This window comes from Rheinheimera baltica (assembly GCF_030731985.1).
Taxonomy (GTDB): Bacteria; Pseudomonadota; Gammaproteobacteria; order Enterobacterales; family Alteromonadaceae; genus Alishewanella; species Alishewanella baltica.
On record NZ_JAPJDY010000005.1, the window covers coordinates 140,430 to 162,436 of the forward strand.

The window sequence follows — 22,007 nt, forward strand, 5'->3', positions numbered from 1 at the left end:
TCATGTGATGTAACTCTGTGATAATCGTGCTCACCAGGGCCCACCGTCACGCCCCAAGATATCGCACAAAACTGCCCAATCTGGGCATGCATTACCACTGTGTTCATGCCGGTATATGTTAGACGCCCGACATGGCTATGATAAATTAAACTATTGCGGTCTATTCTAACTTTCTCTTGCAGCATTGAGTCATAAACACGACTAAAATCACCCACTACATTGTTACCGGCAAGTGTTGAACGTACGACCCGGCTACCACGAAAGCACTCAGTATTAGGACCTATTGTAGAATGCGGGCAAATATCCACGGCCAAATTAAACTCAGTCATCGGCTTTTCCTGGTTTGATCCCAATGACAATATGTCCGTTCCAGTTCACTTTGCCAATCAGGGAATGTCAGCCCAAATACCTGTTCAGTTTTGTGCAAATTTAATCTGGAATTCTGCGGCCGTACCGCTGCAGTCTTATATTGGGCTGTTGCTATAGGCGTAACGGCATTCGGCGCCAACGTTAATTGCAAACCATGCTTTTGCGCTAACGCAAAGATAGCTTGAGCAAAATCAAACCAGCTCGTCGTCCCCTGAGTTGCCAAGTGATAAATACCACTAAGTGCATGCCGCTGTGCCGTTGCTTGCTTTGTGTCTAACACTTTAGTTAAAGCGTGTACGGTGCTCTTTGCAATAAGCGCTGCTGATGTAGGTGCGCCAAACTGGTCAGCAACGACTTGCAGGCTTTGCAAACGTTGGGCTAATTGCAGCATCGTCAGCATAAAGTTGTTACCGCGCGCGGCATACACCCAACTGGTACGAAAGATAAGGTACTTCTCACAATATCGCTGTATTGCTTCATCACCCGCCAGCTTAGACTGGCCGTAAATCGATAATGGCAGCGCCGTATCCTGTTCTTGCCAAGGAATATCCCCAGAACCAGAATAAACATAGTCCGTTGAATAATGCACCAACCACGCATCTAACCGCTGCGCCAATTCAGCAAGCGCCTCCGGCAAGGTAGCGTTAAGCAGGTAAGCTGCTGCAGGTTCAGTTTCAGCTTTATCTACCGCAGTCCAGGCTGCCGCATTGACTATAATGTCCGGCTTATATTGCTCAATTTTGTCTATTAACTGCGCTATTTGGCTAAAATCGACATCAGCCCGGCTAAGGCAATGCAACTGCCCTAACCCTACCAAACTGTGAGCCAGTTCAAAGCCTACCTGGCCGTTAGGTGCAAGTAATACAATGTTGCGCATTTAGCTGCCCTGCCCCTGTTGATAGCTACCGTCTAAAATTGCTTGCCACCAACTTGGGTTAGCTAAATACCATTGCACTGTTTTACGCAAGCCAGACTCAAAGTTTTCTTCTGGTGTCCAACCCAGCTCGCGCGCTATTTTGCTGGCATCAATGGCGTAGCGCACATCGTGCCCGGGGCGGTCGGTAATATACGTAATCAGGTCTTTATAATGCGTTACGCCATCTGGCTTGTTGGGCGCAAGCTCTTCCAGTAGTGCACACAAAGTTTGCACCACCTCAATGTTTTGTTTTTCGTTGTGCCCGCCAATATTGTAAGTTTCGCCTACGTTACCCTCCGTAGCCACTTTAACCAGCGCGCGGGCATGGTCTTCTACGTATAACCAGTCACGTATTTGTTTGCCATCGCCATATACCGGTAACGGCTTGCCGGCTAAGGCATTTAATATCATTAGTGGAATCAGTTTTTCCGGGAAATGATACGGGCCATAATTATTAGAGCAATTAGTGACAACGGTTGGTAAACCAAAGGTGCGCAGCCAGGCCCGCACTAAATGGTCTGAACCGGCTTTACTGGCCGAATACGGGCTACTAGGCGCGTAAGGCGTGGTTTCGGTGAATAAGTCATCTGTGCCGTGTAAATCGCCATATACTTCGTCGGTAGAGATATGGTGAAACCTAAAGGCGGCTTTTTTTTCGCCGGTTAAACCGCTCCAATACGCGCGAGCAGCCTCTAACAAGGTATAGGTACCGACAATATTGGTGTGAATAAAATCGCCCGGGCCGTCAATAGAACGGTCGACATGGCTCTCGGCTGCCAGGTGCATGACGATGTCGGGCTGATACTGCGCTAACACTTGCGCCATGGCTTTGGCATCGCAAATATCGGCCTGTATAAAGCTATAACGGGCAGAATTGGCAACATCGCTTAACGAATTTAGATTACCGGCATAGGTTAGCTTATCGACATTGATTACCTGATGCGGGGTGTGATGAATAAGATGGCGCACTACTGCCGAGCCAATAAAACCCGCGCCGCCAGTTACTAAAAACGTTTTACTCATGCCTTGTTGGGATCCTCTGGTGCTAAAGCGTTAATAACAATAGCGTTTATTTTTCGTACGTCGTATTTTTGCTCGGCAAGCGCGCGGCTTCGCCGGCCCATTTGTTCAGTTAATGCCGGGAAAGTCACCAGTTTTTGCATGGCGGCAACCAGCGCGTCAACGTCGTGCGGGGGTACTAATAAACCGTTTTCATTGTCTATTACGGTTTCGCGACACCCTGGCACGTTAGTGGTAATAACCGCCAGACCTGCTGCCATGGCTTCCTGGGTGCTGCGTGGCACGCCTTCGCGATAGTATGACGGCAACACAAACACATGCGACTGCTTAAGGTATTCCGCCACATTAAGCACCCGGCCCGGATAAAAAATAGTGCCCTGCTCTACCAAGTGTTGTAACTGCGAGCGATTAATCGCGCCGGGGGCGTTGTCAGGCTCACCCAAAACGACAAACTCAGCCGCAGCACCTTGTTGGCGCAGGATCTTTGCCGCTTCAATAAAATAGCCAATGCCTTTTTCTGGTAATAACCGCCCAACAAAAATGAACCGAATGCTACCCTTTGGCGTAAATGGCTGGTAATCCGATAAATTAATACCAATACCTCCCAAATTAATGCAGCGTTTAACCTTGATATTATTGTTGCGGATAAGGTCTTGCTCATCGTCGGGGTTAAGTACAAATACGGTTTCACAACACGGCAAGGCAATACGATACAGCTGGGTTTGTACCCAACGCAGCAGTTTGGCGCGGCGGGTATCACCGGTGGCCGGTATAGTAAAAATACGGCCCAGGCCTTCAATTTTAGCAACCCGGCGTGGCACGCCTGCTAACCTGGCTGCGATGGTGCCAAAAATAACCGGCTTGGCAAAGTAACAGAAACTTAAATCGATGCGGTATTTTTTAAATAGCCAAATCAACTGCACTAACGTGTAAATGTCTTGCAGCGGGTTCATGCCAAAACGGCTGATATGATATGGCACGGCAATAGCCCCCAGCGCGGTAATTGCACTGCGGGTTTTGTCGGTGTAGTCGCCGGCAAAGGCATAAACAATATGCCCCTGGGCCACAAGGTCTTTTATCAGTTCTGCGCGAAAACCCAGTTTCGCATCTGCGGTTGTGCCAACCAGCGCAATATGTTGCAAGCTTTGTCCTTCGCTTAAGTGGGTTTAACCAACAGATTTACTGCGGTACGCATTATGCGCCGTTTTAAGTCAGCCAGGCTGAATTGCCGCTTAGTACGCAATAATGCTAACTCGTTCAAAATATTTTCCGGTGAAGTATAACAGCCCGTTAGCGTAGAGATATACACCGGATATAAGATCAGTGCCGCGGCAACTAATTGCGCCAGGGTAAGCGTACGTTCTCGCCGCAGTTGCGATACCTGATCTTGCGTTAAGCCCCAGCCCGCATAAAATGGCCGACCATAACAATACACTGGTATACCGCGTAATAACGCCTCAAACCCGGTTAATGAGGTAAGCACATGTACTTCATCTACCTGGCTAAGTAACTGCGCCATACCCACATTACTTATTATTTCGTCGCAATATTGCCCGGCTAATTGCTCACCATCACCTTGCGCCCGCGCTTTAACCACGACGTCCGGGTGCGGCTTGTACAACAGATAAGCATCTGGGCAGTTAGCCCGCACGGCTTTAAGCAGTGCCAAATTATGCCGGATATCTGCCGCACCAAAGCGAATTGATGCATCAGACTCAACCTGCCCCGGCACTAACACTACCCGCCTACCCGCCGGCCGCTGCCAACTACCCTGGCCGGTATTATATTTGGTAATATTTGCCGCGACGATAGCGTGCTGCAAGGCTTCTGCACGTTTTAGCAAGGTGTCGCTGAACGTAGCCTGATTACACAGCTGCTCTAATTCACTTTCGGCCGTGCTGTCAAAATAAATGCCCTGATGATCAAACACCCAGGATACCGGTGTGACAAACTGTGCGCCCAGGCCAACGGAGCGAATAAAACCGTCTTCAATACGAATAATGTTTAGATCTGCCGGAGCTGGGCTATCCAGCTCGCGCCGCCCCCATAACAACACATGGCTGCCTGCAGGAATTTGCCGGGCGTGGCGAACAAAATGAACTTTGCTGTAAGGCGCAAAGCGCCGTAACACCGGGCGCCACAAACGTGCCATACGGTGTACATAAAAGGTGGGCGGAAGCCGGCTAAGTTGCTGTTGTTGCAATGCTAACCAATTGAATAACTCTGCTATAGTTGCCGCAACAGCCGGCTTGCCATTTACTGCAGCACTTGCCGTTTCGGGTAACAGAATATCAGCATGTACTTGCCATAATTGGTGCACTAAACGCTCTAACAGGGCCTGACGTTCGTCGCCGCTACTGTTGCAAAGCGCGGTAAACACCGAGCCGTGGCTTTGCTGTACATTACGCCCGGCAAGAATGGCTTCAAGGGTAAACCAGCCTCCATCGCTGACAATATTATCAGCCTGACGTAATAAGTAGCCAGGGTGGCCACTAAACACAAAGTGCAATTGTAACAACGGCCATTTACGCTTAACCCGATACTGCGCCAGCTTGCTTAATGGTTTAGCGCTGTAAACCACCAGTTGTTGGCTAAATTTGTCACTACCGTCATCCCAATCCCCTGCACCAGTGCCTATTGCCAGCACAATAAGCTGATGCAGCTCACGCTCACTTTGCTGATGCAGCAATATTAATGAAAATCGCTCGTTATCGTCATGCTGTGGCCAGGATGCAGGGTGCCCCGGCATGGCGGACAAGTTTTGCTGTTGCCATTGCGTTATTAGCTCGCGAGCTTGCTGGTGATGCTGGTTATTGATGGGGTGGTACAGTTCAGTCCGTAACGCAGGGGTAAGCCTGTGCTTTAGCACAGGCAAAACACCAGTTGCCGTTAAACACTGTAATACGGTTGACGGTAAGCTGGTGAAAAAAGGCGTTTCACCCGCAGCGGTGTGCTGCTTAGTCACGGTGATCTCTGATGATTAACAGCAACAGATGAACAATACCGGCAAATAACAGCGTCATAACAATAAATACAATGCTGTTTTTTAACCTTTTTGGCTCAACCGCGTATTCTGGCGTGGTGGGGTATTGCAGCACCGACACCTGTTTTAATTTGCGCGAGGCTTCGATACGGGTGTTCTCCAGCGCAATTAAGGTGTTTGAATATAGCTCTAGGGCAAATTTAGCCCGTAGTGATATGGTTTCGTACTCAGCTGACACGCGGTTTAGCGCCTGACCGTCGTCTGCGGCTAAGCGGTTTTGTTCTAATATTATTTGTTGTTTTAATGCCGAAATTTCGGCGTTAAGCCGTTTTAATTCTGGTGAGGCCGAACTTTGATAACTCAGAGCAGCTTTACGCTGCGCTTCAGTTAAGGCTAACTGCCCTTCAAGTTGTGCCACTATGGTGGCAATACTTTGTACTGCCGCCGTTGGCGACACTAAGCCATACTGGTTTTGATACGATAACAGCTCTTCGCGCGCTTGCATTAAGCGCTGGTTTAAAATGCTCACCTGGCCTTCAATAAACCGCACTTGCTCTTCGGCTAAACGACGCCCCATGTCGTTCATATGCGCTTCGCCCTGCTCTAACAACGCATCGGCAATGGCTTTTGCCATCTCGGGTGAAAATGCAGCAACGCGAATACGGAGTAAGCCAGCGTAATCGTCGAAGGCGACATAAATACGCTTTTTATAATAGTCGTGAAAGTGCTCAATGGGTGCATCGCTGTCTAAACGGCTTAACCAGTCGATACTTGGCTGGCTGTAATGCTGGCGTAATTGTAATTTTGCTTCCAGATTTTTCAGCATATCTACTGACAGCAAGTGATCTTTTAACAACAACAGATCCGCTGAACCACCGGTACCCGACAATAATGAGGAGAAATTAAATGAGCTTGGTGCTAGCTCAGGCGATTCCAACACGATATTGGCTTCAGAAATATAACGGTCGGTAGCCAGAGCGCCCCAATAAAATACCGCCAGAACGCAAGCTGCTGCCGCAACTAACCAATGTGCTTTTGCTTTTAGTTGTTGTTTCATTTACCAATACTCTTGTGATACGCCGTTATGGCATCGTCTAATGCGTCAAACCAATATGCCTTGCCCTGGTGTAGCCATAAACCCGCCTGACATAGATCCTGTAATATTCCGGTGCTGTGTGACACCATCACGATGCTGCTTTTACCCATGCGGCTACGAAACGCTTCAGTGGCTTTATCCCTAAAGGCGGCGTCGCCAACACTGGTGGCTTCATCTGACAAATACACATCAAACTCAAATGCCAGTGACAAGCCAAATGCTAAGCGGCTTTTCATGCCACTGGAATAGGTTGCCAGCGGCTGGTCAAAGGCCCGGCCAATTTCGGCAAAATCTTGTACGAAGGCAATAATGCGCTCCATATCAGATTCGCCACCGTTAACCCGGGCAACAAACTTAACGTTTTGCCGGCCGGTCATATTGCTTTGAAAACCGCCACCCAAACCAATAGGCCAGGACACACGGCAGTTACGCTGTATAGTGCCTTTGTCAGGGCTGTCCATGCCGGCCAGCATTCTTAATAGGGTTGATTTACCGGCACCATTACGGCCAAGCACGCCCACACTGGTTGCGGGTGGTATGCTAAAACTGACATCTTTTAACACCCAGTCGCCACCGTGCAAACCATGGTAGCGTTTATATATATTGGCTACTTCGATCATTTTGCAATTAACCTGATGCGATAACGCAAGTGCAGTAACAAGCCTAGAAAAAAGCAGCACAAGGTCCACTGCCCCATGTACATCAGGTCTATGCCAGCAATGGTTTGGTAGTGTTCAAAAAACTGATGCCGCAACGACTCAATACCGTGCGTAATGGGGTTAAGTAGTAAATAAGGATGCAGTGCGTGCGGTAAAAACTGTAGCGGCATCATTACGCCAGACAAGAAATACAGCGGCAGCATAATAAGACCAACTATTTTTTCAGTTTCAGGCAAGATGGTATTTAACACAGAAAGCACTATGCCTATTGATGTGCCCAACAGCCAAATAAAGCCCCAGATTAAAATAACGCCGAGTAAATCGTGCGGTAGGATATGGTGCTCTAATAAAGTGGCACCACCTACGATTAACATCAACACTAAGGTTTTTAATATGCCTTCTATAAAACAGCGTACTAAGACGGCGTCCAGCGGTTGTACCTGTCTATAAGCAAATAAGGCTTTATTACCATTGATAGCACCCATAGAGCGGGTAATTGCCTGGCGAAACAAGAAAAAGCCCATCATGCCCACCACAAACCAGGGTACAAACTCGGCGCCCGGAATAAAGCGTACCCGGCCCATTAATTGGCGTATGGCAACAAACAACACAATGTGCAGCACAGGTTCAATTAATAGCCACACCCAGCCAAGCCGGTCGGCAGAGATACGTGAGACAATTTCGCGTAAGAACATGGCACGCCACACATCAAGCGTAACCTGCCACGAACTGCGGTTAACCTCTATGGTCATCGCTGTTATAGATCCAGTGCAACTTTGGTTGCCACCGCAATCTGATACAGGATCTGACTGATAGACGAGGCAAGCTCCAGATTTTTGCTGCTGACTTTAGGCAAAATAAGAATTTCATCACCAGAGCGAATTTCTACATCATCGGCCAGGCGAATTTCACCATTGGGCCGCACTACTAAAATTCGGCCTTTATCAGCATGTTGGCTATAACCGCCTGCTGCCGCAATGTAATCACTGAGTGACTTATTGGCATTAAACACCACTGACTGCGGCACAAATACCTCGCCGCTTACCAGCACGGCGTCACTAAGCTCAGGTATGGTGATAACATCACCATCTTGCATACGAATATCGGCCACGCCGTTATCGTCGGCGACTACTAAGCGGCCATTAGGCTGCACCTGACGCGCTTTTTGTACAAATTGGCTAATAAGCTCGGCTTCACGCACCCGAATAGCTGACTCTTCCACGGTAGACGATGGTGCACCTAAATAAGTGGTTTCCAAGCGGCGTAACGACTCTAATAAGGATGCACGTTGCCGTTCAGCAATGCTGACCCGGCGTAACGAAATATTGCTAATGTCGGCAATAGCCGGGTCAATAGCAATATTGTTAAGTACTTGTTGTAAGCTGGCATGGCGCGGCACAATAAAGCGCGACTGGCCTAAAAAGCTGCCTTCTACCTGCACCACTATGTTGCTAATTTGCTGGTCAACGCTAAATACCAGCTCGTCACCATTGGCAAGACTTACAGCGGCAAAGTTTTGCAGTTGCAGGTAATCTGAATACGGGGTTGTTGCATTAATACCACGATGCAGCACATGGGTTACACCTGGTTTTAACTGCACCCGGTTCACTAAGTCGGTAGCTGTTTCAGTGGCAATTAACTCGTACTGATAACTGCGGGCTACATCACCGCTTACCTGCACTACGTCGCCACGCTGTTCTACCAATAAGGTATCGCCATTTTTAAATTGTGAATGGGCCAATTGTCCGTGCAACAGAAACTGGTATAAATCGAGGGTTTGTACAATCTCGCCATCACGAATATGTTTAATTTGACGGTAGCTGCCTAGCGTATTGTCGATACCACCGGCCTGATCAAGGAAAAATAAGGCAGAATCAGCGGGCACACCAGCATAACGGCCTGGCAAGCGCACATAGCCAGTAACAAATACCGCTATAGGTTGCACACCTTGTAAGTTGGTATATACCTGTACGTTGTCTGGATAAACCTGACGCACTGCATTACGCACCAGATTATCAAGCTGCTGGTGGCTGGTGCCCATCACTTTAACCGGCCCTACAGCGGGAATAAAAATATTGCCCTGCGCGTCTACCGGCAGCACACGGTCAACTTCTACCGCGCCCCAAATACGTAGCGTAATTTGGTCGCCAGGTAACACTTTATAATCTGGGTTTAAGCCATCTGAGCGTAAGCCACGAAAGCCGCCGCTGAATAAATCGGCGCCAAAGGGCAACATGCTACCCGCCTCACTTTGATCCGCTGCGCCAGGTTGTACCGGGCCATAGCGGCCTACCTGCCAGTTGGTATTTTGCTGCGGTGTTGCCAGTGTTGGCGTGCTATTTTGATTATCGTTTAATAGCTGCTGTACCTGGCTTGATTGCAACGCTGCAGCACGCTGATTACTGGGTAAATCAGCAAAACTTTGCGCTATTACGCTATGCGTTACCAGTAACGCCGCGGCTAAGGTAACAAACATTGCTGTGCCACGTTTGAACACTGTATTTTTTGCTGCACACATATTTATGCCATTCCTGAAAACTGAAGTTTACTTGCCTGCGACCGTAAGGGAGCTTACTGAATGTATGTGGGCTCAGCCACCCACAGGTTGTCTGGCGTTTGGCACGCCAAGGCTGTTTGGCTATCAAGCTTTAGCCGCATACAGTCAAAGCCTGTGGCTGCACGGTATTTTTGCAGTAAAACAACGTAGATATTATTGCCCCAGGGCGACGAAGGTAACCGGGTACTTTGGCCGGGTCTTAAAGGGGTTAACAAATTTAACGCGTCGTAGCTTACAACATCCTGAGGGGCTATAATTCGCCCCGGCACAGCGGTTTGGCTGCACGCGGCCAATAATATGGCGGCTGAAACGGCAGTAAGTAAAGAACACTTCATCGCGTTTATCATCCTTTATAAATTCTTAATAATGTAACATCAGTAAAAAACTTTACCAAACACCTATTTGCTTTCAGCCACCAGATGCTGGCTTTTTCAGCAATTGCTGCAACGCCTGCTGTGGTGTTTGTTGTGGTTGCCAGCCCAGTTGCTGACAGGTGTCATTAATATCAAGCTGTAAACTACCCGCTATACGTCGATATTGCTCGCCCTTACCCAACACGGTGGCCGCCGCGTGCATAAGCCACGTAGGCACCCACCATACCCGTGCGGGTACATTCATGGCTTGCGCCATTAGCCTAACCAGTTCGGCACTTGACAAATCTGCACCATCACTGGCCAGCCATACCCGCCCCGGTGCTGCCGGGTGGGTTAAACAACATATGATGAGGCTGGTAAGATTGGCAACCGACACCATGCTACGTTTGTTGTTAATGCCAGCAAACGGCATTGGCAAGCCACGGCGTACTGCATTACATAACGCCAGAAAATTCGCTTTAACGCCAACGCCGTAAACCATAGGCGGACGAATAATGACAATTTCCATACCGGTTTGTTGGCCCAGTAGCAGTAACGACTGCTCTGCACGCCATTTTGATAAGGCATAGGGATCGGTTGGCGCTACACTATCGCTGGCGGTAAACGGCCGGTCCGATTCGGTATATTCGCCATTCACTTTGATGGTGCTAATAAAAACAAAACGTTTTACACCCGCCTTAGCTGCGGCTTGCGCCAGTAACAGCGTAGCGTCAGTATTAACTGCACAATACGCTGCCAGCGGGTCGGTGGCGGTATCATGCATAACATGCACTTTTGCTGCGCAATGCACTATGGCATCGGTTTGGGCTAACAAGGGCTGAGCTGACGCTAGCCAGTCTGTATTATCACCAAAGGCAGCTGTGGCATGCGCTTCACATAATGCAGGTTTACTGCGACCTAAGCTAAATACACGGCAATGACCGTTTAGCTGCGCAAGTAATGCCGAGCCTACCAAACCTGTGGCCCCGGTAAGCAGCACCGCTGCCGGATACATTGTCATGCCGATGGCCTTTGTTTGTTTCGATGCCTGAGCGCGTAGATTAAGTAATGCCAGATAAACAAGGGGTAGTCGCGTAAAATACGATCCCGCACGTGGCTGTGCTGCACTGCGCGCTGTAACCAGCGCAGGCCCAGGCGATTCATTACCGGATGCCAGTAATCTATATCCAGCGCAGACTGGGTTAGAAACCCGCCGCAAGTAGTTAAAAAGCGCAATGTGGGGCAAGCCTGGCGCGCGGCGAGAATAAACTTCTCCTGATGCGGCGTTCCCATACCACAAATAAGCGCAGTAGCACCGCTAGCGGTAATATCAGCAAAACACTGTTGCCGCTGTTGTTCGTCGTTAAAATAGCCGTGGCGTGAATAAGCAATATTTAGCTTGGGGTAACGCTGCTGTATATTATTGATGGCTGCATCGATTTCGCTATCTTTAGCGCCGACCAGGGCTATTTTGATCCCGGTACTTTGGCAATAGTTAAAAAAGTCGGTGGCAACAGAAGAGAAATCGAAACTGCAACGATTTAGCTTCGGCTTTTTGCGGTTAAACAGGTTATACAACTTTACGTACAAGCCACCATCGACATAAAAATGATCGATACTTTGAATTAGCTCTGGCTGTTGCGTTAACACTTTCGCCGAAAACGGGTTAACAAAGCTGGTGGTCACCGGCTCCGTGCTTTGCTGCATTAGCGCAATAAAGTGCTCTTTAGTGCAAATGCGCTGTTCCAGCAATTGCAGATTAGTGAAATTCATTGCGTAAAACGCCCGTTAGTTAACCACATGTATTCTGCCCAGAAACCGGCTGCACAGATTTTAGTGCGTAATGATAAACAAAAATCGTCAAGGTAAAAACAAAACAAGTCCACATTGACGATTTATATGCATCAGCCGTCGCTGCACTAAGCGAATAAAAGGCTAAAGCCACCATAGAAATATGACAACATAATGCAATCACTGCGGTTTGTGCTGGTATTAACTTAGCATTACTTTGCTGTACAGCACGATACGCGACCATGCCACTTAATAACACCAGCAGACCAATAAACAGTAAATATTGAACTAGTCCCCAAATACCATAGCGAAATAAATAATCCAAATACGCATTTTCTATTACAACACCGCGCAGTACGTCTGGCGAGCCACGAAACCAGTAGGCTAAGCCCTCACCAACCGCCAACTTGGTTTGATATAACCGGGTATAGGTTGACCCATCGGTACTGCCTCGGGTAACCATATCAATAAAATTACTGATGTACTCTAATTCGATGCCAGAATATAACAGAACCAGAAGCAAAAACACTGCCATTAACAGGTACAAAAGTGCAATTCTGCCTGCGCCCACAGCGCCACTAAACCACATAAAAATGAGCAGATATAAAAACACCAATACCGTTGCCAGATAACCGGTTTTAGACTGTGATAGCAAAATGACAATCATTACGGCGCCCAGCAGTATGGCGTTAAAAAATTTATACCGGGACCGGACACTGTTAAGCAATAACATTGGAATAAAGAACGTTAAAAAATAACACGTTGAATAGACCCAGTCGAAAGTACCAGGCGCCCTTTTACCCCAAGGTGTCACGACCTCTTTATGGTTCCACCAGCCTAACCAAGTGGTATCACCAAACACCAGCTGCAGGGCAACAAACATTAGCTGCAGCAATAAGATTAAGTAAAATAAACGTGTCAGGCTTGGCGTGTTGTCAACGTTAAAGCTTTTACGCAACACAGAATACAACGCCACAATAAATAAGCTAAAGGTGAATACTTTTAGGATTAAACCAACATGGAAAAACGTGGTAACCGCGAGGATTTGTGGGAAAACCAGCAAATAAACCGCTAACGGTAAAAGATAAAGTAACGCCAGTTTGGGCATCACTAACCGGGCGCCATTTAACCAGCCAATTAAAACGGCAAACAACGCCACCATCACATAGTGCGCTTTTTGCAAAGCATCAACAGGTAAGCCTGGCACAATGTAAGTAGGCCAATAACACAAAAACAGTAAAATTAACGATACCGGCATTAGTGCTGAACGAAACACATTTATGCGCTGCATCATTAACGACCGCCACAGAGCTGAGTAAACAGCTGATAGTAGTTGCTGGCGGCAGCTTCGGCGAAAAATGCGCTAACGTCTGGTAGCGGTTTATCCTGCCCCTGCGCAATTGCCGCTACCGCTGAAGCAAAACCGGTAATATCACCTGGTGCGACAAGATAGCCGTTGCTGCCTCCATTAAGCAGTTCTTTTGGCCCATGTGGACAATCAAAAGCAACCAGCTGCGTGCCCAGTGCAGCCGCTTCAACCAGTACTGTGGGTAAACCTTCAAAACGAGAAGGCAATAACAACGCCTTAGCATGCTGCATATAGCGGTAAGGGTTATTGTCGGCCCCTAGCAAATGCACCCGCTCTGACAAACCTAGCTGAGCGATTTGTTCAGATAAGGTGTTACTCAGCGGGCCATCGCCAATAATAAAAACCTGCTGCTGTTGCAATTGAGGCTGCCGCCAGATTTGCAGCAACATATCGTAGCCTTTTTGATAATCTAACCGGCCGACACAAAGAAAATAAGACGGTAACGGCAACATAGACGCAGGCAGCTCTTGACGAGCAAGCGCATTGACGCTGCTTGTAAGCACCGGGTTATATATTGTTTTAACTTTAGTGGGCACTAGCCTTAGTGCGTTGCAAACATCCTGATTTAATCCGTCAGACACCGTGACCACTTTGTCCACCAGTCGATAGCATACCGCCGCAATCAGGCGTCGCAATGCATTTTTGCCAGCCGACAAGCCTGGCAGCGCCAATGGCACATGCTGCACCACAACGCTTCGTACACCACGTGGTAAAAATAGCTGATAGCGCGATAATCCCCCTTTAGTAAACAACACTAGCTGGCTATGTAATGTAAGTGCTAACTGACGTATTGCCTTGCCTTGTGCAAAGCTACCAGAGGGCAACTCGGTTATTTGTAACGTTTGATTGAACTCTGACGCCAAAGCGCCGCTATTGTGCTGTACTGCAACGGTAATATTGAGTTCAGGATGCGCTTGCTGCAATGCTTGCAGCAAGCGCAGCGTAACCCGCTCTACACCGCCCATTACAAAGCTTTCCATCACAACCAGCAGCTGTGTAATTGCACCGTCACTCATCAGCTACCTCTGGCTTAGGTACATTAAATAAGGTTTTTGCTTTTAACAGCAAGTTAAGATTGTGCCTTGCCAGATATAGTACCGGCTGACGCCAACCGGCAAAACGGTAACATTGCCAACTTTGCTCAATCAGCGTTTTCGCTGTAGAAAAATGGGATGATCTTACTGCCATAATGGCCGCGAGCATCAACTCTCGCGATTTAGCATAGTCAAAATCTGCGGCGTGGTTTGTCGCGCTGGTCAAACATAGCTGCGATAAGACATGAATATGGGCCTGTGCTACCTTCACCACATGTTGTTGTGTCCAGCCTTTGGTCGACAACGTCCAGGAGTTCTCTGCTTTACGCCGGTAACAACACATTGCGTGGGGCAAATATACCGCTCCCCCTTTTTGAGCACCCAGCATCTGCAAATAATAATCACCTACGGGCGCCGATGAAAACCAATTAGGTAAGTGCTTTAACACGGCTGAACGTATTAGTATCGACGCCGTTGGCATATAGCCGCCGCCACCGCGAATAACATCTGCATAGCTTACCCTAATGGCTTTACTGCCTAAATAACAAGCTCGCTGTTGAGTATCATCCGGAAATAAGTCAATACTTGGATGAAAACAAATATCCGCATCGGATGCGTTGTCTAATGCCGTCACTTGCCGGGATAGTTTATTTTCGTTAAACCAGAAGTCGTCACCTTCGCAAAATGCAATATAACGCCCTTTCGCCAAAGGCCAGACAAAATTAAGCGATACTTGTTTACCCTGACTAAACTGATTGTCCGTTTGTAAAACAGCTTTTATCAGGCTTGGGTAACGCGCGGCATATTGTCGTATAATATCGCTGGTACCATCAGTTGAGGCATCGTCATGTACCAATATTTCAAAGGCAAAACCCGTTTTCTGCCGTAAAAACCCGTCTAATGTCTGCTGAATATAACTGGCCTGATTATACGTAATACAGCATATGCTTACGGTAGGCTCTTGATCAGACCACTGCGATACTATTTCAGCTTCTGTCGGCACACCGGAGGGCATTGCCGGCAACCGGCCTGTTTTACGCCAATATTCACTAATAAAACCTATTGTCAGCATTAATATCAGTGTGACTAACGATATGAAGGCAATATGTAGAATAAGGTTGAAGCGACTGTTATCCATCGCCACTGGCCACCATTTCTGCAACAGTAAAATTAACGCTGCTGTGCTTAAAATAGCAGGGAGTACGTCAGTCAGTAACCAGCGCAAGTGTAAACCAGGAGCAAAGCGATGATGCACTATGGGTGGCCACACCATAAAAAACAAACCACGAAAGCCAAACCATGCCAAACCAGCACCAACAGCACCGTAGTTTACGGCGGCGTAAAAAATAATTGGCACTTGTAGCACGGCGGCAATGGTAGACCCCACAACGTGCAAACGCATGCTACCGAAAGCAAACTGCAAAAAGTACTGGAAAGTACCTAAGGTGAGCATGGCATTACCCAGTGCAAACCACACTAACACTGGTGCCCCCCAGGCCGCGGCAGCTTTGTCTCCGGTCCAGGCAAACAAAAGTGGCTCAGCGTACACCACCATTACGACGACGACAGCACCACTCATTACAGCAACAAAGCGTGTAGCTCGGCGGTATAACAAGTGCATTTCCGCTATTTTACCCTGCGACACTAAGGCGGTTAGGCGAGGTTGAATAGCAACACTTACCGGATAGGTAATGTGCAACAAACCACTGCAAATAACCGTTACTAATGAGAAATAGCCGAATTGCTGTAACGGCAGTAATGTAGACAACATTAGCTTATCGAGTTGCGTAACGGCTACCCATAGCGCAGCGCTATAGGCAACACCCAGTGCAAAGGGTGCTACTTTTCGAACAGCCAGCAAGTCGAAGCGCCAACGTCTGTCTAAATTACCCGGCAAAATGGCATAAAGCTTTAGGCGTAAGACAATAAATTCTAATACTGCCAATAACAGTTGATAATAAAAGAAATGCAGTATGTCATTGCTAACAAAAACGACTAACAGCAAAGAACCGATAAAACGAAAACTGGCATAACCAACAGAGACCAGATTGTTCCAAACATGGTATTCAAAACCCAAAATGCCGCTGCGATATAATGCGGTTTGCCAGCGCAGTGCGATAATAATGCCCATTAACTGCAAAGCATTACAAATATCGTCGCTGCTTAACACCTTGGCCTCAAACCAATGTTCGGCCATCCATGCACTACCGGAAAATACCACCGCAACGGTGATTAACGCCAGTCCGAAGAATATGAGCTCAAAGCTTTTTAACACCGACATAAAATGGGCATAGCCACTTGGTGTTGCGGAGGCTGCAGCAGCTTGCCGGTTTAGTGTCTGACTTAAGCCTAAATCGAGAATATTCAGCCAAACTTGCATCAATGTAAAAAAGCCAACTAAACCATAAGCTTCTGCGCCCATGTACCCAAGGTACAAAGGCAAAATAACAATGCCAATTAGCAGGTTGTAGCCAGTACCTAAGTAGTTGGCGATTATATTTTTTTTAAGTGCCATTAAATAGGTCCGCTACTTCCTAAGCCGAACCAGCAAAATAACAAAACACGTAAGTAATTGAGTTAATAATATGGATAACACGACAATAAACGCACGCTTAGGGGATGCTGGCAACTGTTCGCGAACTGCCGGATCGATTAGCTTAAACACATATTCATCCGAGACCTCTGCCAGCATGAGTGTTTTACTTTGCTCTTCTATCAGCTGGTACAGTGCCTGGCGCAGTGCTTCCAGTTCCGTCGTCTCTAACTGGCGTTGCAAGTACTGTAAACTGTGCTGTGCTTCACGGATGTCGCGTTGTTTCATTTCATTATCCAACATACGACCAAACGCATTGGCCCATTGTGCCGCAAGCGTTGCCGAATAATGTTGGAATGTTAAAGTCACGGTGCCGTATTCTTTTGAGTGATGCAGGTGAAAAATATCGTTAAATGCTTTTAAAGCTTCTTGCATGGAGGGTTCAGTGGTAAAAGGATACTTTACCTCGCGTACCCATTTTCCATCTTGGTACTTGCTGGTGTCGTAACTTAAGGTATCACTTTGTGGATCCCAGTTTTCGGCAGCCATTAACGGTACCAGCATATTTTGTTCGTTAATCATACGGCTGATAAAATCACGTGATTTCGCAATTTCCAAAGCCAGCTTGGATTGATCGCCGCCGTTATCTGATAAGTTAATGCCCGCCAAGGAGGCAATACCACCAAGCTGGCCACTTAATCGAGCCAATGAACCCGAGCCACCTTTACTCACTACAGCCAGCACCGCTTTACCTTCGTAAACGTTGGGCAATTGGCGCACAAACACCACAGACATGACGGCCGTAACCAGCGCCACACCAATTAAAATCCATTTGGCGCGCCACAGTATTTGCCAAATATCAGCTAAGTTAAGTTCATATTGATGGTTGGAGTGAATATTCATGAAAACAGCTACCCCTCGCTGCTAGTCAGCGGCATAAGTTACTTTATCAAACGATGATGTTACAAAGCCGGCTATGCTAGCAAGGCTTGGTGTGCTTGCCAATAAAAAAACCCCCGCAGAGCGGGGGTTTTTACCTGACTATTTAGTCAATTGAGATTACTGCTGCCAAATCGCTGCGCGATCAGCTGGCTTAGTCTCGTCATGGTTACGCAGTACAGGGATCACACGGTCAACACCGCCTGGGATCTTCTGAACAGATACACCGTGAACTTTGTCACTTGGTGCAGTAACCAGGAACGTCACAGTATGACGACCGTTAACTTGTGAACCACGGTTAGTGGTAGCACCTGGAGCTTGTGTATGGTCGTAACCATCTGCACGAGCGATTTCGATAACATCGCTAGCCAGGAACACTTTAGCTGAGTTAGCTGGGATAGTACCTAAGAACACGTTCTCAGTTTGTACAGCGTTTGAACCTTCTTCACCGAAGATGTCGAAGTAAACTTCTGCAGTTTCTGCGTGTTCGTTAGCAATACGTACCCATTGTGCGTTAGTGTCAAACACATAAGGCACTTTCAGCTGTGTACCGTTCACAGTGATGTTGTGTGAAGGAACAGTTACTGAACACGTACGAGCTAAGCTCTTGTCTTTCAGACCAGCATCAGTAAACTCGATACCCCAGTCCATAGCGATGTCGTAAGAATAACCCATGATACGGTCTGCATCATAAGTTACCGGATCAGTACCATTTTCGTCTTCAGCTACTGAGAACGTGTGAGTCTTCAGACCACCAGCGTTGATGAAGAAATCGTCCAGGTAGTAAGAGAATACTGAAGTTGGTGCCAGATCTAAATGGCTCCAAGTAGCAATACAAGTACCAGTAGAAGTTGGTGTAGCACGGCTAGTAGTAGTGAAACAGTAAGCCGTATCTTCCCAGTTCAAGTCAGCAGTTACAGAACCTTGCAGAGCACGGTCACGTACTAAGAAACGAGCTGCTTTGATGTCTTTAGACGCTACTGGATCCAGTAACAGACGGTCAGTTGCTTGAATGTTTACGAAAACATCAAGATCTTGCTCGCCTGGCAGCAATACGTCGCGACGGTTACGGAAGATTTTGTTGTAGTGAACTTCGTCAACACCGTGCATACGCACGTAATCACCAGCAACATTCAAGTCGAACTCAGTCAGACGTGATGGGTCAAGTGAATCAACTGTACCACGAGCTGGAACGCCGTTTTCACCAACCAGTGAATACGCGTTAACGCCAGTAGACATAGTGTTGTGCAGACCAGTGAACTGTTCTACAGATTCAATCAACATACGTGGAGTAGAAGTAACACCACCTTCGATATCACGGCCAGCATCTGTTTCAGCTGAAGTAACAGCAATGCTCACTACTGGAACATTACAGTTGTCGTTATCTTGCAGAGCGATATTCAGACCACCAGACGCTTTAGTGAAAGTGTTCAGGAAATCAGCAGCTTCTTGCAACGTAGTGAAAGATTGCGGGTTGATTGATCTGTTAGTTACTAACAGACGGCTACCAGCACTGATGCTTGTAGTAGCATCAACAACGAACGTTAACTGAGTTTCACCGTTAACCGCGCCATCGGTAGATGCAACGTTAGTAAGTGAATAGCTAGTTACTGTAGTACCGTCAGTTGCCAGGTTGGCTTTTAACAATACGAAATACAGCTGGTTGTCTTCAAAAGAAACACCGTTTGCGTTTGAAGTCAATTCAACTTCAAAACGTGAACCACCAGGAATGTTAGTTGTTGGAACAAAGAACACGTGACGCAGTGCAGTAGGGTTTACTTGAACTACGCTAGAGCCTGGAATACCAAAACCTGGAACGTTTAACGTAACAGTATTGTCTTTAGTGATTTCCTGCGCAATTAATACTGGCTGAGATGGGAACAGCTGAGTAGATTCATCACCAGCAACAGTGTAGTTACACGTTGCGCCAGTGTAGATAGTTGACCAACGGTCAGCTAAAGATACGTCAGCAGCTGAGCTTGAGTATTCGAAACAAGCTTCAGTACCAGCATACGCGTTTGCCGAGGCAAGACCGGCCAGAATGGCTGCGCTTACCAGGGTTTTTTTCATTAGTTTCATTCCATTTCTCCAAATTATTTTTTTGGAAACCTGTTCATAGTTTCCATTGGAACACGTGTCCCAGGGTATGCTGCATAAGCCTTCTAGCTATACACAATCATACCCCAAGTGTGGTTAACATTCTGCGACTTATTACAACAGTAGGCGCTTGCATGCGTTCACCACCTGCAAAAGTCGCCATCCGAAAACCAGCGACCGTAATCATAGCGACCTAGCAACAACAGAGTCAATAAAAAAAACAAATTAAATACCTGTTTTTGCTCAAAGATTAAGCAAAAACGTTAACAATTAATTTCCTATTGATTAACAGGAAAGCTAAACATCTCTGAAAGCTTTGTTCCCAGCTCATCTAACTCTGACGATTCACTGATAATCCTAGGCGTAATTAGGATCATTAATTCTTGCCGATTATTCCCTTTTGACTTAGACGTGAAGAGATGTCTAAGCAATGGGATTTTGCCGAGCAATGGTACACTATTTTCGTTGTCGTCGATATTTTCATTAATCAAGCCACCTAACACAACCGTTTGGCCACTACCTGCTAGTATGCTGGTGCTAACACTGCGAGTTGTAATAATGGGAGAGCTGATATTAGATAACGAATTTACATCACTTTTAGACGACTCTGTGGAAATTTCCAGGCTTATCAGGCCATCGGCATTAATTGTCGGCGTAACCGATAGTGAAATACCAGTTGAGCGATATTGCACCTGGTTTCGAATTACATCCGGGTTGGTATCATTACTGCTGGTTTGGGTGATAATAGGAATTTGATCGCCAGCGTTAATGGTAGCACTTTCGCCATCACGCACCACTAAATAAGGTCGCGCCAACAGATTGGTTTTTTTCTGCGAATCTTGCAAATTAAAATTCATCGTCCAATCACCGCTAATAGCGTTAAATGCCATTAACCCAGTGCCAGACGTGAGATTGCCAGTAGCGCTGCGCGCCGCATTGGCGTTTGAATTGTATGTCCAGTCGATGCCGCGCTTTTCGTTTTCTTCTAACGTAACATCAACAATCACCACTTGCAGGGCTATTTGCCCAGGTAGGCGATCCAACTGCTTTAGTAATGCCAATACTTCCTGAAACTTACTCGGTGTGGCGTGTACTATAATGGCATTTTGTTTTTCATCAGCAGACATACTGAATTTTTTGTCTTGAGCTCCGCTCCCCCTACTCGTCGGGGCACCTGCAGGCAACGAACTCTCACCTGCACCACCCGAACCTAACATAGAGATACTTTTAGCTAAATCTGCCGCTTTGACGTAATCTGGCCGATAAACAAAATAACGCTCGTTTTCACCGCCGGTTGCTACATCCAGTTTTTTCGCCCACATCGACACCCGGTTACCCAGTGTCGGATTAGCCGCGTAAACAACAACGGCATTTAAGCGGCCAAGCGGCACTAACAATACGTCTTCAGTGGTATTTATGCCCTCCGCGCCCATTAGTTTGTTAATTTCTTCCAGCATCTCATCTGGTGATAAATAGGTCATGGTAATTAAGCGGATATCACGGCCACGGGCATGCGGTACGTCCATCATATCAACCACTTGCAATACACGTTCTACGTCAGCCCGGCTGCCTTCAACCAACAACAGCCTATTGCTGTTATCCGGCGTCACAGTGGCTTTACTTAGCTTATTGGTAATTTGCATAATAGAGCGGGCGGAGTTGAACGTATAAGGCACCAGCTGAATAATATCGTCGCCCATGGCTGGCATATCAGCCAGCCGACGGCCAATGCCCACGGAGCGGTTCGCTGAGGCGTTACTTTGTTTGTTAACAAAGACAATGTTATCTTTGCTATACACTTCTACATTTTGCTTTGCCAATAACTCAGTGGTAAGTGAATACAATCGTTGTGGCGTAATGTCGGATTGAATATTTAGCGCGACACGGTCGCGCATGCGTTCAACATCTGCAGAAAGAATATAATCCAGCTTTAACAGCTCACCGAAAACATAGTGTGCCAGCTGCGGTAACTCCATTTCATTAACCGCAATTTTCATTGGTTGCTCTGAGGCAAACTTGGGCGCTTCCAGCAGCAACGGACTACCGTTTTTTAACTGTGCCATGCTTTGAATTTGTTCAGTGCCCGTCTCTGCTGCCGCTTTTTCTTCAAATTCATACTGATTTTGAGCTGTTTTAGAAGTCTCTTTTTGTAAAAAGGACTTAGGTACATCAACAGAGGCTTTAAGCGGCTTATCTTTCTCATCTGGAGTGCTGGCACAACCGGCCATCAACACGGCTGAGCAGGCTAACACCAGGGTTTTCTTGGTAAACATATTCATTGATACTAACCT

General features: G+C 47.2%; 17 protein-coding genes. All 17 read right to left on the minus strand.

The annotated features are described in order from the left end of the window. Window positions 1–325: 325 nt before the first annotated feature. The 17 genes from rfbD to ORJ00_RS10120 all read right to left on the minus strand — a co-directional run bounded on the left by rfbD (window position 326) and on the right by ORJ00_RS10120 (window position 21,995). Window positions 326–1,246 carry a dTDP-4-dehydrorhamnose reductase gene (gene rfbD, locus ORJ00_RS10040; RefSeq protein ID WP_306139766.1) on the minus strand — a complete coding sequence of 307 codons (921 nt, stop codon included), beginning with the start codon at window positions 1,244–1,246 and terminating at the stop codon, window positions 326–328. Further along, the gene (gene rfbB, locus ORJ00_RS10045) at window positions 1,247–2,308 is read right to left on the minus strand and encodes a dTDP-glucose 4,6-dehydratase (RefSeq protein WP_306139767.1); all 1,062 of its coding nucleotides are present in this window, start codon (window positions 2,306–2,308) and stop codon (window positions 1,247–1,249) included. Further along, window positions 2,305–3,447 (minus strand): glycosyltransferase family 4 protein, encoded by a 1,143-nt coding sequence (locus ORJ00_RS10050; protein ID WP_306138281.1) that lies wholly within the window; start codon window positions 3,445–3,447, stop codon window positions 2,305–2,307. Before ORJ00_RS10050 ends, rfbB begins: the two co-directional genes overlap by 4 nt. Window positions 3,448–3,461: 14 nt before the next feature. Continuing rightward, window positions 3,462–5,270: a capsular polysaccharide export protein, LipB/KpsS family gene (locus ORJ00_RS10055; RefSeq protein WP_306139768.1), complete on the minus strand. Its 1,809-nt coding sequence runs from the start codon at window positions 5,268–5,270 to the stop codon at window positions 3,462–3,464. Continuing rightward, window positions 5,263–6,345: a KpsE/RkpR family capsule polysaccharide export protein gene (locus ORJ00_RS10060; RefSeq protein WP_306139769.1), complete on the minus strand. Its 1,083-nt coding sequence runs from the start codon at window positions 6,343–6,345 to the stop codon at window positions 5,263–5,265. The genes ORJ00_RS10055 and ORJ00_RS10060 overlap by 8 nt, the downstream gene beginning before the upstream one ends. After that, on the minus strand, window positions 6,342–7,004 hold the full coding sequence (locus tag ORJ00_RS10065; RefSeq protein WP_027672766.1) for an ABC transporter ATP-binding protein: 663 nt from the start codon (window positions 7,002–7,004) through the stop codon (window positions 6,342–6,344). The genes ORJ00_RS10060 and ORJ00_RS10065 overlap by 4 nt, the downstream gene beginning before the upstream one ends. Beyond that, window positions 7,001–7,795 (minus strand): ABC transporter permease, encoded by a 795-nt coding sequence (locus tag ORJ00_RS10070; protein WP_306139770.1) that lies wholly within the window; start codon window positions 7,793–7,795, stop codon window positions 7,001–7,003. The genes ORJ00_RS10065 and ORJ00_RS10070 overlap by 4 nt, the downstream gene beginning before the upstream one ends. Window positions 7,796–7,800: 5 nt before the next feature. After that, the gene (locus tag ORJ00_RS10075; RefSeq protein ID WP_306139771.1) at window positions 7,801–9,561 is read right to left on the minus strand and encodes a polysaccharide biosynthesis/export family protein; all 1,761 of its coding nucleotides are present in this window, start codon (window positions 9,559–9,561) and stop codon (window positions 7,801–7,803) included. A gap of 53 nt (window positions 9,562–9,614) precedes the next feature. Further along, on the minus strand, window positions 9,615–9,935 hold the full coding sequence (locus tag ORJ00_RS10080) for an RT0821/Lpp0805 family surface protein (RefSeq protein ID WP_306139772.1): 321 nt from the start codon (window positions 9,933–9,935) through the stop codon (window positions 9,615–9,617). Between the two features lie 73 nt (window positions 9,936–10,008). After that, complete coding sequence (locus tag ORJ00_RS10085; RefSeq protein ID WP_306139773.1) at window positions 10,009–10,974, minus strand: NAD-dependent epimerase/dehydratase family protein; 966 nt, start codon at window positions 10,972–10,974, stop codon at window positions 10,009–10,011. Next, a complete protein-coding gene (locus ORJ00_RS10090) occupies window positions 10,971–11,726 on the minus strand; it encodes a WecB/TagA/CpsF family glycosyltransferase (RefSeq protein ID WP_306139774.1) in 756 nt (251 codons plus the stop codon). The genes ORJ00_RS10085 and ORJ00_RS10090 overlap by 4 nt, the downstream gene beginning before the upstream one ends. Window positions 11,727–11,745: 19 nt before the next feature. Beyond that, window positions 11,746–13,038, minus strand: coding sequence for an O-antigen ligase family protein (locus ORJ00_RS10095; RefSeq protein ID WP_306139775.1), 1,293 nt, complete (start codon window positions 13,036–13,038; stop codon window positions 11,746–11,748). Next, window positions 13,038–14,129, minus strand: a complete 1,092-nt coding sequence (locus ORJ00_RS10100; RefSeq protein WP_306139776.1) for a glycosyltransferase — start codon at window positions 14,127–14,129, stop codon at window positions 13,038–13,040. Before ORJ00_RS10100 ends, ORJ00_RS10095 begins: the two co-directional genes overlap by 1 nt. Beyond that, window positions 14,122–16,662 (minus strand): glycosyltransferase, encoded by a 2,541-nt coding sequence (locus ORJ00_RS10105; RefSeq protein ID WP_306139777.1) that lies wholly within the window; start codon window positions 16,660–16,662, stop codon window positions 14,122–14,124. The genes ORJ00_RS10100 and ORJ00_RS10105 overlap by 8 nt, the downstream gene beginning before the upstream one ends. 12 nt (window positions 16,663–16,674) lie before the next feature. Then, window positions 16,675–17,583: a Wzz/FepE/Etk N-terminal domain-containing protein gene (locus ORJ00_RS10110; RefSeq protein ID WP_051220022.1), complete on the minus strand. Its 909-nt coding sequence runs from the start codon at window positions 17,581–17,583 to the stop codon at window positions 16,675–16,677. 156 nt (window positions 17,584–17,739) lie between these two features. Next, on the minus strand, window positions 17,740–19,689 hold the full coding sequence (locus tag ORJ00_RS10115; RefSeq protein WP_306139778.1) for a hypothetical protein: 1,950 nt from the start codon (window positions 19,687–19,689) through the stop codon (window positions 17,740–17,742). A 305-nt stretch (window positions 19,690–19,994) separates the two neighbouring features. Continuing rightward, a complete protein-coding gene (locus ORJ00_RS10120) occupies window positions 19,995–21,995 on the minus strand; it encodes a secretin GspD/PilQ domain-containing protein (RefSeq protein ID WP_306139779.1) in 2,001 nt (666 codons plus the stop codon). Between the last annotated feature and the right edge of the window lie 12 nt (window positions 21,996–22,007).

Bases quoted from the DNA above. Each gene is read 5' to 3' on its own strand.
- rfbD (WP_306139766.1), bottom strand. From the start codon at position 1,246: ATGCGCAACATTGTATTACTTGCACCTAACGGCCAGGTAGGCTTTGAA.
- rfbB (WP_306139767.1), bottom strand. From the start codon at position 2,308: ATGAGTAAAACGTTTTTAGTAACTGGCGGCGCGGGTTTTATTGGCTCG.
- ORJ00_RS10060 (WP_306139769.1), bottom strand. From the start codon at position 6,345: ATGAAACAACAACTAAAAGCAAAAGCACATTGGTTAGTTGCGGCAGCA.
- ORJ00_RS10065 (WP_027672766.1), bottom strand. From the start codon at position 7,004: ATGATCGAAGTAGCCAATATATATAAACGCTACCATGGTTTGCACGGT.
- ORJ00_RS10070 (WP_306139770.1), bottom strand. From the start codon at position 7,795: ATGACCATAGAGGTTAACCGCAGTTCGTGGCAGGTTACGCTTGATGTG.
- ORJ00_RS10075 (WP_306139771.1), bottom strand. From the start codon at position 9,561: ATGTGTGCAGCAAAAAATACAGTGTTCAAACGTGGCACAGCAATGTTT.
- ORJ00_RS10080 (WP_306139772.1), bottom strand. From the start codon at position 9,935: ATGAAGTGTTCTTTACTTACTGCCGTTTCAGCCGCCATATTATTGGCC.
- ORJ00_RS10085 (WP_306139773.1), bottom strand. From the start codon at position 10,974: ATGACAATGTATCCGGCAGCGGTGCTGCTTACCGGGGCCACAGGTTTG.
- ORJ00_RS10090 (WP_306139774.1), bottom strand. From the start codon at position 11,726: ATGAATTTCACTAATCTGCAATTGCTGGAACAGCGCATTTGCACTAAA.
- ORJ00_RS10095 (WP_306139775.1), bottom strand. From the start codon at position 13,038: ATGATGCAGCGCATAAATGTGTTTCGTTCAGCACTAATGCCGGTATCG.
- ORJ00_RS10100 (WP_306139776.1), bottom strand. From the start codon at position 14,129: ATGAGTGACGGTGCAATTACACAGCTGCTGGTTGTGATGGAAAGCTTT.
- ORJ00_RS10105 (WP_306139777.1), bottom strand. From the start codon at position 16,662: ATGGCACTTAAAAAAAATATAATCGCCAACTACTTAGGTACTGGCTAC.
- ORJ00_RS10110 (WP_051220022.1), bottom strand. From the start codon at position 17,583: ATGAATATTCACTCCAACCATCAATATGAACTTAACTTAGCTGATATT.
- ORJ00_RS10115 (WP_306139778.1), bottom strand. From the start codon at position 19,689: ATGAAAAAAACCCTGGTAAGCGCAGCCATTCTGGCCGGTCTTGCCTCG.
- ORJ00_RS10120 (WP_306139779.1), bottom strand. From the start codon at position 21,995: ATGAATATGTTTACCAAGAAAACCCTGGTGTTAGCCTGCTCAGCCGTG.